Here is a 9,672-nt window from a genome sequence, read left to right as displayed (position 1 = left end):
GACCGCCGCACCCGCAGCCACCCTCCCCGCCGAGGCCACGCACGACCGCGCCCCGGACGAGACGGAGGAGAAGCTGACGAGCAAGGGCCTGCCCAAGCGCACCCCGAAGATCACCGCGCCCGAGGCCCCGGTCCGCCCGCGCGCCACCGGTGTCGACGCCGAGGCCCTGCGCCGCAGGCTCGGCGGCTTCCGCAAGGGCGCGCAGGCCGGGTACCGCGACGTCGAAGCGGAGATCGCCGAGCACACCGCGCAGAACCAGCGGCCCGCCACCAGCGCGAACGCCGAAGAGTCCACGGGGGGACACGCCGAGGAGGCAAGCAGTTGACCACGCCCAGTACCTACGGACTGAGCAGTGAAGCCCGCAACCTGCATTGGCTGCTGACCAACCTGGTCGAGGAAGTACCCGGAATCCAGTCGGTCGCGGTCGTCTCCTCCGACGGCCTGCTCCTGCTGTCGTCCGACCCGCACCGCGCCGAGGCGGACCGGCAGAACCGGCCGGCCCCGAAGGGCCCCCGCGGCTCGGCCGCCGACCTCGCCACCATCGTCTCCGGCATCGGCAGCCTCACCGTGGGCGCCGCCAAGCTGATGGACTTCGGCTCGGTCAAGCACAGCATGGTCGCCATGGACGAGGGCAGCCTCTTCGTCATGTCGATCAGCGACGGCTCGCTGCTCGGCGTGCACGGCTCCGCCGAGTGCGACATGAGTGTGATCTCGTACCACATGGCGCTCTTCGTCGGCCGGGCCGGGCATGTGCTCACCCCGGAACTCCGCAGCGAGCTGCGGAAATCCATGGAGTCCGAACCGAGCGGGAGCGTCCGATGAGCGCCATCGCCAAGAAGACGCAGCTCCCCACGCGCGGCGGCGACCGCAAGGCCGCCCGTGTGCGCCCCTACTCGCTCACCGGTGGCCGCACCCGCTTCGGCCACGTCCTCCTGGTGGAGACGTTCGTGGCCAGCACCGCGGCGCTGGACGCCCCGGAGGAGCGCAAGGAACTGGCGAACGGCCCCGCTCCGCGCGTGATGCCGGAGATGGTCGCCATCGTCGAACTGTGCCGCCGTATGCGCACGGTGGCCGAGATCGCCGCGCTGCTGAGAATGCCGCTCGGCGTGGTCCGGGTGCTCCTGAGCGACCTCGCGGACCAGGGAAAGATCCGTGTTTACGGCACCGGGACCGGTCACGGCACCGGCCGTCCGGACCGCGCGCTGCTGGAAAGGGTGCTGAGTGGACTCCGCCGTCTCTGACGCGACCGCCCCCGTCGGGAACGCTCCCCTCGTGGACGGCCTGGCCGAGCCCGTCGAGGAACTGAAGCCCTGGCAGCAGGACCGCAGCCGGGCACCCGTCGCCACGAAGATCGTGGTGGCGGGCGGCTTCGGCGTCGGCAAGACCACCCTGGTCACCGCGGTCTCGGAGATCACCCCGCTCCAGACCGAGGCGCTGATGACCCAGGCGAGCGAGGAGACCGACGACCTCACCGCCACGCCGGGCAAGACCTCCACGACCGTTGCCATGGACTTCGGCCGCATCACGCTCGACGACGACCTGGTGCTCTACCTGTTCGGCACGCCGGGCCAGCAGCGGTTCTGGTTCATGTGGGACGACCTGGTGCGCGGTGCGATAGGCGCCGTGGTCCTGGCCGACACCCGCCGGCTCAAGGACTGCTTCCCGGCGCTGGACTACTTCGAGAGCTGCGGCCTGCCCTATGTGGTCGCGGTCAACCACTTCGACGGCAGTGAGATGTTCGGGCCGGAGGACGTGCGGGAGGCACTGACCATACCGGCGCACATCCCTGTCATGATCATGGACGCGCGGCGCCGGATCTCAGCGATCGAGACCCTCCTGGCCCTGGTGGGCCACGCGCTCGACGTAACCCCCGAGTAGCCCAAAGCCCCCCGTAGGAGACACCCCCGCATGCGGAAGATACTCGTCGTCGGAGCCGGCCAGTCCGGTCTCCAGCTCGCCCTCGGCCTCCAGTCGCACGGCTACGAGGTCACCCTGATGTCCAACCGGACGGCGGACGAGATCCGTTCCGGCCGGGTCATGTCGACGCAGTGCATGTTCGACACCGCGCTCCAGCACGAGCGTGACCTCCAGCTCAACTTCTGGGAGTCCCAGGCCCCCAGGATCGAGGGGCTCGGCGTCTCGGTCGCCGCCCCCGGCTCCTTCGACCCCGGTCCCTCCCAGCGGGCCATCGACTGGGTCGGCAAGCTGGACGGCTACGCGCAGTCGGTGGACCAGCGGGTCAAGATGGCCGGCTGGATGGAGACCTTCGCCCAGCGCGGCGGCCAGCTCGTCATCCACGGCGCGGCCGTCGGTGACCTCGACTACTTCTCCCGCACCTACGACCTGGTGCTGGTCTCGGCCGGCAAGGGCGAGCTGGTGTCGATGTTCGCCCGCGACCCGGAGCGCTCCCCGTACGCCGAGCCGCAGCGCGCGCTCGCGGTGGCGTACGTGCACGGGCTCGGTCCCCGGCCGGAGCACCCGGAGTTCGACGCGGTCCGCTGCAACCTGGTGCCGGGCGTCGGCGAGATGTTCGTGATGCCGACCCTGACCACCTCCGGCCGCGCCGACATCCTGTTCTGGGAGGGCATACCCGGCGGCCCGCTCGACGTGTTCAACGGCATCAAGGACCCCGCCGAGCACCTCTCCCTGACCCTGGAACTCATGGAGAAGTTCCTGCCCTGGGAGTACGCGCGCGCCACCAAGGTGGAACTCACCGACGCCGGCGGCACCCTGGCGGGCCGCTACGCGCCGACCGTGCGCAACCCCATCGGCCGGCTGCCCGGCGGCGGCCTGGTCCTCGGCGTGGCCGACGTGGTCGTGGCCAACGACCCGATCACCGGCCAGGGCTCCAACTCGGCGTCCAAGTGCGCGGCCGCCTACCTCGCCTCCATCCTGGAGCGCGGCGACCAGCCCTTCGACGAGGAGTGGATGAAGGCCACCTTCGACCGCTACTGGGCGACCGCCCAGCACGTCACCAAGTGGACCAACGCCATGCTCGCCCCGCCGCCGGAGCACATCCTCAACCTGATCGGCGCCGCCGGCCAGCTCCAGCCGGTCGCCGACCGCTTCGCCAACGGCTTCAACGACCCGGCCGACTTCGAGAACTTCTTCTACGACCCCGCGAAGACGGAGGCGTACGTCGGCTCGGTGGCCGCCGGCGCCTGACGTTCTCAGGCGACCCCTCCCGGCCCCGTGCCCGCCTCTCACAGGCGGCGCGGGGCCGCGTCGGGTCGTACGGCGCCCAGGACCGGGTTGGCCGCCAGGGGGGAGATCTTGACGTTCTCGCCGGTGCGGGGAGCCTGGACCACCCTGCCGCCGCCCAGGTACAGGGCGACATGGGTGGCCTCGGGGAAGTAGATCACCAGGTCGCCGGGGCGCAGCGAGTTCAGCGGGACATGGGGGAGCCGGGCCCACTGCTCCTGGCTGGTGCGGGGGATGGGGGTGCCCGCGCGGGCCCAGGCGCGGGAGGTCAGGCCCGAGCAGTCGAAGGAGCCCGGGCCCTCGGCCCCCCAGCGGTAGGGCTTGCCGAGCTGGTCCAGGGCGTAGCGGACCGCCTGGCCGCCCTCCGCCGAGGCCGGCCGGTCGTGGCCGAGGGCGCCGGAGTCGGTGAGGCTCCGCTGCGCCCGGGCCACCCCGTCCTGCTCCAGCCGGGACACCTCGCCTCGCTGCTGCGGGGTGAGGGAGGCGAGGAGCCGCTCCACGTCGGCCAGGCGCCGGGTGACGTCGTCCCGCTGCTTCCTCTGCTTCCCGGCCAGGGTGAGCTGGGTGTCCAGCGCCCTGCGGGCCGACCTGGCGAGCGTGTCCGCGCGCTTCTCGGCGCCGGTCAGCCGGTTCAGGGCGGCGGCGCGTTCACCGGCGACGCGGCCGATGACGTGGCCCTCGTCGAGTGCCTGCTGCGGGTCGCGGGCGAGGAGCAGGCGGACGTAGACGGAGAAGTTCGAGCTGTTCTGGTACTGCTCGCGGGCGAGCCGTCCGGCATCGACCCGGCTGCCCCTCAACGCCAGCCTGGCCTTGGCCAGTTCCCCGTCCAGCCGCTTCACCTCGGCGCGCTGGGCGGTGAGCTTCTCGGCGGTGGCGTTGTAGGTCTCGGTGGCCTGCTCGGTCTGCCGGTACAGCCGCTGAAGGTCCGTCAGCAGCTGGGCCACCGTTCGCTGTGGCTCCGGCGCGGCCAGGGCGGGCGCGGGAGCGAAGGCGACCTGGGCTGCCATCGCGGCGGTACAGGCCAGGCGCAGCAGGATTCCTGACACGACATCACCTCCGGTACGCGGGGCGGCGGACCTCCCGCCTGCCTCCGTACCGCGAGCTTGTGCCGCGCTTCGCCGGGTCCGCGCGCCGAACGTGCGCGGACCGGCGCAACCATGTCACCCGGTCGGGTCGTCCGGCTTGCCGTGCGGCGTGTTGTCCCGCCTCGGCCCGGACCAGGGCCAGCGAAGCCGGTCGGCGTCGCCGAGGCCCTCCGGGTCGTGCACGTACTTCCACCCCCGCACCAGTCCCAGCCTCCTGGTGTGCCCGCGCGGGGTGCGCCGGTACACCAGCACGGTGGGCGGCCCGCCGGCCGCGTCGGGGACCGGGATGCGGTACGTCTTCGGGGGGTGGCCGGTCGGGCCGAGCAGCACGGGCAGCACCCGGCCGTCCATCGGTCCGCCCTCGAAGGGGGTGTCCTGACTCTTCACGCCATCAGTCTCGGTCATCCCCGGCGATGGCGGCGACGACGGCCGCCGTCTGCGGGTCGCGGCCCGCGGTCACCACCAGCACGGCGGTGAACTGCTCGACCAGCCAGTCCCGCAGCTCGTCCCTCGGCGGCCGCTTGTCCTCGTCCAGCCACATCAGCGAGGACGCCTCGACCGCCGCGACCCACATCCGCACCGTCATCCGCAGCCGGGGCCCCGGCTCGGTCACCCCGAGGTGGCTGTAGAGGTGCTCGGCGGCGGCCCGGCGCACCCCGTCCACGATGGCCGTGGTCCGGGAGGTCTCCACCACGCTGCCGCCCTGGAGCAGGGCGCTGAACCCGGTGTCGTGCTCGTCCACGAAGGCCAGGTAGCGGTCGAGGACCCGCGCGAGCCGGGCCGCCGTCGGCCCCTCGCGGGGCTCGTCGAAACAGAGCCGCAGCGCCTCGGCGGCCGACGTCAGCGCGGCCTCGTAGAGCTGCTGCTTGCCGCCGGGGAAGTAGCGGTAGACCAGCGGGCGGGAGACCCCGGCCGCCTCCGCCACGTCGTCCAGCGAGACGTCCTCGGGGGCGCGGTGCGCGAAGAGGGCCAGCGCCGCTTCCAGGAGCTGGCCGCGGCGCTGTTCCACGCTGAGGCGGCGGTAGGCCGGGGTGGCGGCCTGCGGGGTCATGACTGGCAGCGTAATCGCTCCCCTCCCGGCCGCCCTGCCCGGTGGCATCGCTACGCCAGCAGCCCCGACGCCTTCCACAGCCGCCGTCCGGCGCCGCGCAGGACGCCGATCTCGTCCAGGAACTCGGTGAGCCGGCCCGCGCCGGTCTGCATCACCTCGCGCCGGTGCCCGCTGGCCTTCACCTGGGCCAGTGCCTCGCGCTTGTCGAGGCCGACGTTGGTGTACACCTCCGGGTTGATGAAGGCGATGGAGAAGATCCGCGCGAACTCGCCGGAGGTGATTCGGGTGAACTCCCGCGACCACTTCGGCGCCGTCACCATCTGGCGGCGCAGCTCCTCACGGGCGTACCGGACGTGCCGGGCCTCCTCCACCACGTGGATGCGCGTGACGCCCCGGATCAGGGGCTGCACCCGCTCGTCGGGGAAGGTGAGCCGCTGCATCCAGTCCAGCACCTCCTCGCCGAGCAGGGTGGCGGTGAAGGAGCCGGGCGTGGTGGAGATGGTCTTGAACAGGCGCCCGAGGTTCTGGTGGGCCCGGCTCACCGGGTACCAGGGGGTGCCGCCGCGGGTGACCACGCGGGCGAACATCTTGGAGTGCCGGCACTCGTCCTCGATCTCGGTGAGCGCGTACCGGACGTGGGCGCTGGTGGCCGGCTTGTCGTAGATGTGCCGGACCAGCAGCTGCATCAGGATCAGCTCGAACCAGATGCCCAGCGAGGCGAGCGCGGCGGCCTCGTGCCGGGACAGGTCGATGCGCTGCTCCTCGCTCATCCGGTGCCACAGCGGGGTGCCGTACAGCGACACCAGCTCCGGGGGCCAGAACCACTTGCCCTCTTCGAAGGGGGCGTCCCAGTCCAGCTCCTTGTCCGGGTCGAAGGAGTGCTTGGCGGAGGAGACGAGCAGTCGCTCGGCGACCTGCTCGCGGTCCTTGAGCGCGCCGAGCGCGTCGCGCAGCCCGTCGAGCGCGTCCGCTTCCGTCAGGGTCGTCATGGCCTTTGGTCACCTCGTCCAGCCAGGGGTACGTCGTCGTCCGCCTCTTATGAGACTGCGTGTCAGCAAGGGCGTCAATCCCTCGCGCACGACTTTTACCGACGACGGGTCACCTCGGGCTCAGGAACCGAGCACCGCCCGCATCACATCGCGGGCGATCGGCGCCGCGTCCCCGCCCCCACTGATCTCCCCCCGGTCCGCCGAGGCGTCCTCCACCACCACCGCGACCGCCACCGCCGGCTCCGGCGCGCCGTCCGCCTGCGCCCAGGAGACGAACCAGGCGTACGGCAGCCCGGTGTTGCCGACCCCGTGCTGCGCGGTGCCCGTCTTGCCGCCGACCGTGGCACCCGGGATCGCCGCGTTGCCGCCGGTGCCGCGCTCCACCGCGTCCCGCATCAGCTCCTGGAGCCGGGACGCCGTCGACGCCCGCACGACCTGCCTCAGCGGATGGGCGCCGCCGCCCGCGACCGTCTCGCCCCCGGCGCGGGTGGTGCGCTCCACGAGGTACGGCGCCCGCGCCTGCCCGCCGTTCGCCACCGCCGCCGACACCATCGCCATCTGGAGCGGGGTGGCCCGCGTGTTGTACTGCCCGATGGAGGACAGGCCGAGCTGCGCCTTGTCCACCACCGTGTCGAAGGTGGACTCCGCCACCGCGAACGGCACCCGGAGCTCCGTGTCGTTGAAGCCGAAGGCCCCCGCCGTCGCCGCCATGTCCCCCAGCCCCACGTCCACGCCCAGCTTGGCGAACACCGTGTTGCAGGACCACGCGAACGCCTCCCGCAGCGAGGCGTCCCGGCAGCCGTCGGCCTCGTTGGTCAGCCGGGTCGTGGTGCCCGGCAGCCGGTACGGGTCGGGGGAGTCGGTCGGCGCGTCCAGGTCCGTGATCACCCCCGCGTCCAGCGCGGCCGCCGCGGTGACCACCTTGAACGTCGACCCCGGCGGATACGTCTGCCGCACCGCCCGGTTCAGCATCGGCTTGTCCGGATCGGCGTTCAGCCGCTCCCACGCCGCCGACGCGCCCGTACCGTTCCCCGAGAGCCGCGCCGGGTCGTACGACGGGGTGGACACCAGCGCCAGCACCCTGCCCGTGGCCGGCTCGATCGCGGCCACCGCCCCCTTGCGCCCGGCCAGGCCCCGGTACGCGGCCCGCTGGGCCCTCGCGTTCAGCGTGGTGACGACGTTCCCGCCGGGCGCCGCCCCGCTCGCCGTGTCCTGCCACACCGGGAACCCCGACAGCAGCGGGTCGGTGCCGGACAGCAGCCGGTCCTCCGCGTGCTCCAGGAAGGTGGAGCCGAAGCGCTGCGAGGCGAAGCCGGTCACCGGGGCGTACAACGGGCCGTCCAGGTAAGTGCGTTCGTAGCGGAGCTGCTCGCCGGTGTCGCGGGAGCCGGTCACCGGCGCGCCGCCGACCAGGATGTTCCCGCGCGGCTGCTGGTAACGGGCGATGGCCGAGCGCCGGTTGGCCGGGTTGTCCCCGTACGCGCCCGCCTCGACCACCTGCACCCGCGCCGCGTTCGTCAGCAGCGCCAGCAGGAGGAGGCCGCAGAAGACCAGGGCGTGCCGGATGTACGGGGCCATCGGGCGGGTGCCGCCGTAGTCGCCCGGTCCGCTCACGGGGCCTCCTCGCCGTCGTACTGGCTGCGCGCCGAGTCGCTCACCCGGATCAGCAGGGCCACGATCGCCCAGTTGGTGACCACCGAGGAGCCGCCCTGGGCGAGGAACGGCATCGCCATGCCGGTCAGCGGGATCAGCCCGGTCACCCCGCCCGCGATCACGAACACCTGGAGCGCCAGGATCGACGCCAGCCCCACCGCCAGCAGCCGCCCGAACGGCTCCCGCAGGGCGAGGGCGGCCCGGAACCCCCGCTCCACCAGCAGGGCGTACAGCAGGAAAATGGCCGCGAGCCCGGCAAGGCCGAGTTCCTCACCGGCCGTCGCCAGGATGAAGTCCGACTTGGTGGCGAAGCCGATCAGCGTGGAGTGGCCGAGCCCCAGCCCGGTGCCGGTCATCCCGCCCGCCGCGAAGGCGAACAGCGACTGGGCCACCTGATTGGGTCCCTCGCCCGCGTCGATGGTGGCGAAGGGATGCAGCCAGTCCTCGATCCGGCCGTGCACATGCGGCTCCAGATGCCCGACCGCCCACGCGCCGAGCACCGCCAGCACCAGCCCCACCGCGATCCACCCGGTCCGCCCGGTCGCCACGTACAGCAGCACCACGAACAGGCCGAAGAAGAGCAGCGAGGTGCCGAGGTCCCGCTCCAGCACCAGCACCCCGACGCTCAGCAGCCAGATCGTCACGATCGGCCCGAGCACCCGCCCGGTCGGGAACTGCAGCCGCCACAGCCGGCGCCCGGTGTACGCGAGCGCGCTGCGGTTCGCGGCCAGGTACGCGGCGAAGAACACCGCGAGCAGCACCTTGGCGAACTCGCCCGGCTGGATGGAGAACCCCGCGATCCTGATCCAGATCCGGGCGCCGTTGACCGCCGGGAACAGGATCGGCAGCAGCAACAGCACCAGCGCCGCCGCCACGCACACGTACGCGTACCGCTGGAGCACCCGGTGGTCGCGCAGCACCAGCACGACCACGATGAACAGCCCCACCCCGAGCGTCGACCACACCAGCTGCGCCGGGGCCGCCCGGTCGGCCGGGGTCTGGAGGTCGAGCCGGTAGATCAGCACCAGCCCGAGCCCGTTCAGCAGCACGGCGATGGGCAGCGGCAGCGGATCGGCGTACGGCGCCCGCAGCCGCACCGCGATGTGCGCGAGCAGCGCGAGACCCCCGAGCCCCGCCCCGTACCCCGCCGTGCCGGGCGGTACGGAGCCGGTGCGGGCCAGGCCGACCGCGCAGTAGCCGTACACCGACAGCAGCACGGCCAGCACGATCAGGGCCAGCTCGACCCCGCGCCGCCTGGGCAGCCGGGGGTGCGGGACGGCGGTGCGGGAGGCGGGCGGCGCGGTCCCGGCCTGGGTCATCGGCGGGAGTTCCGCTGGCGGGGGATCAGCACCAGCGGGGGACGGGCCCGACGTTGCCGATGTACCGGGCCGAGGCCCACGCCCAGGTGCCGTCCGTCAGCAGGTACCAGAGCGGGTTGGCGCCGACCCGGTCGCCGTTCACCTTGCAGTAGATGGACACGTGCTCGCCCTGCTTGGCGAAGCGGACGCGGCGGGTGCCGCGGTCCGGGCGGTCGTGCAGCCAGATGCCGCCCTTGGCGGTCACCACACCCTCGTACCGGCGCGGGTCGCGGTCGCCGCGCCCGCCCGCGTGCCCGTCGGGGCCGCCCTGCTGCTGGGCCGCCGGCGCACCCCCGGCCGGGCCGTCCGCGGCACCGGCGGGCACCGCCCCGCCG

11 protein-coding genes and 1 pseudogene are annotated in these 9,672 nt (G+C 72.9%); 5 read left to right on the top strand and 7 right to left on the bottom strand.

The annotated features are described in order from the left end of the window. From CCN33_RS21360 to CCN33_RS21340, 5 genes and pseudogenes are all read left to right on the top strand, one after another. A pseudogene (locus CCN33_RS21360) lies at positions 1-325 on the top strand (histidine kinase); the annotation flags it as partial. Further along, the gene (locus CCN33_RS21355; RefSeq protein ID WP_086695168.1) at positions 322-822 is read left to right on the top strand and encodes a roadblock/LC7 domain-containing protein; all 501 of its coding nucleotides are present in this window, start codon (positions 322-324) and stop codon (positions 820-822) included. The pseudogene CCN33_RS21360 and the gene CCN33_RS21355, both read left to right, overlap by 4 nt. Further along, positions 819-1,241 carry a DUF742 domain-containing protein gene (locus CCN33_RS21350; protein WP_086695167.1) on the top strand — a complete coding sequence of 141 codons (423 nt, stop codon included), beginning with the start codon at positions 819-821 and terminating at the stop codon, positions 1,239-1,241. Before CCN33_RS21355 ends, CCN33_RS21350 begins: the two co-directional genes overlap by 4 nt. Then, positions 1,222-1,878 carry a GTP-binding protein gene (locus CCN33_RS21345; RefSeq protein ID WP_086695166.1) on the top strand — a complete coding sequence of 219 codons (657 nt, stop codon included), beginning with the start codon at positions 1,222-1,224 and terminating at the stop codon, positions 1,876-1,878. The genes CCN33_RS21350 and CCN33_RS21345 overlap by 20 nt, the downstream gene beginning before the upstream one ends. Positions 1,879-1,908: 30 nt before the next feature. After that, positions 1,909-3,165 (top strand): styrene monooxygenase/indole monooxygenase family protein, encoded by a 1,257-nt coding sequence (locus CCN33_RS21340; RefSeq protein WP_086695165.1) that lies wholly within the window; start codon positions 1,909-1,911, stop codon positions 3,163-3,165. A 38-nt stretch (positions 3,166-3,203) separates the two neighbouring features. Here CCN33_RS21340 and CCN33_RS21335 read toward each other — a convergent pair whose 3' ends face one another. The 7 genes from CCN33_RS21335 to CCN33_RS32160 form a co-directional block, all read right to left on the bottom strand. Then, positions 3,204-4,247, bottom strand: a complete 1,044-nt coding sequence (locus CCN33_RS21335) for a C40 family peptidase (RefSeq protein WP_086695164.1) — start codon at positions 4,245-4,247, stop codon at positions 3,204-3,206. A gap of 114 nt (positions 4,248-4,361) precedes the next feature. Further along, entirely contained in the window at positions 4,362-4,673 is a 312-nt protein-coding gene (locus CCN33_RS21330; RefSeq protein WP_086695163.1) for a hypothetical protein, read from the bottom strand. 4 nt (positions 4,674-4,677) lie between these two features. Then, positions 4,678-5,337, bottom strand: coding sequence for a TetR/AcrR family transcriptional regulator (locus CCN33_RS21325; protein ID WP_086695162.1), 660 nt, complete (start codon positions 5,335-5,337; stop codon positions 4,678-4,680). A gap of 50 nt (positions 5,338-5,387) precedes the next feature. Next, positions 5,388-6,326 carry an AurF N-oxygenase family protein gene (locus tag CCN33_RS21320; RefSeq protein ID WP_086695161.1) on the bottom strand — a complete coding sequence of 313 codons (939 nt, stop codon included), beginning with the start codon at positions 6,324-6,326 and terminating at the stop codon, positions 5,388-5,390. Between the two features lie 120 nt (positions 6,327-6,446). Then, a complete protein-coding gene (locus CCN33_RS21315) occupies positions 6,447-7,904 on the bottom strand; it encodes a penicillin-binding transpeptidase domain-containing protein (RefSeq protein ID WP_086695169.1) in 1,458 nt (485 codons plus the stop codon). Positions 7,905-7,936: 32 nt separating this feature from the next. After that, on the bottom strand, positions 7,937-9,298 hold the full coding sequence (locus CCN33_RS21310; RefSeq protein ID WP_086695160.1) for an FtsW/RodA/SpoVE family cell cycle protein: 1,362 nt from the start codon (positions 9,296-9,298) through the stop codon (positions 7,937-7,939). 25 nt (positions 9,299-9,323) lie between these two features. After that, positions 9,324-9,672: SH3 domain-containing protein (locus CCN33_RS32160; protein WP_086695159.1), on the bottom strand; the 349-nt coding region annotated here is incomplete at its 5' end.

Source organism: Streptomyces recifensis (assembly GCF_002154615.1).
In the GTDB taxonomy this organism is placed as follows: domain Bacteria; phylum Actinomycetota; class Actinomycetes; order Streptomycetales; family Streptomycetaceae; genus Streptomyces; species Streptomyces griseoluteus.
This window is presented reverse-complemented; position numbering and strand designations above follow the sequence as displayed.

Coding starts and splice junctions, on each gene's coding strand:
- CCN33_RS21315 (WP_086695169.1), bottom strand. CDS start 7,904: ATGGCCCCGTACATCCGGCACGCCCTGGTCTTCTGCGGCCTCCTCCTG.
- CCN33_RS21320 (WP_086695161.1), bottom strand. CDS start 6,326: ATGACGACCCTGACGGAAGCGGACGCGCTCGACGGGCTGCGCGACGCG.
- CCN33_RS21340 (WP_086695165.1), top strand. CDS start 1,909: ATGCGGAAGATACTCGTCGTCGGAGCCGGCCAGTCCGGTCTCCAGCTC.
- CCN33_RS21350 (WP_086695167.1), top strand. CDS start 819: ATGAGCGCCATCGCCAAGAAGACGCAGCTCCCCACGCGCGGCGGCGAC.
- CCN33_RS21310 (WP_086695160.1), bottom strand. CDS start 9,298: ATGACCCAGGCCGGGACCGCGCCGCCCGCCTCCCGCACCGCCGTCCCG.
- CCN33_RS21325 (WP_086695162.1), bottom strand. CDS start 5,337: ATGACCCCGCAGGCCGCCACCCCGGCCTACCGCCGCCTCAGCGTGGAA.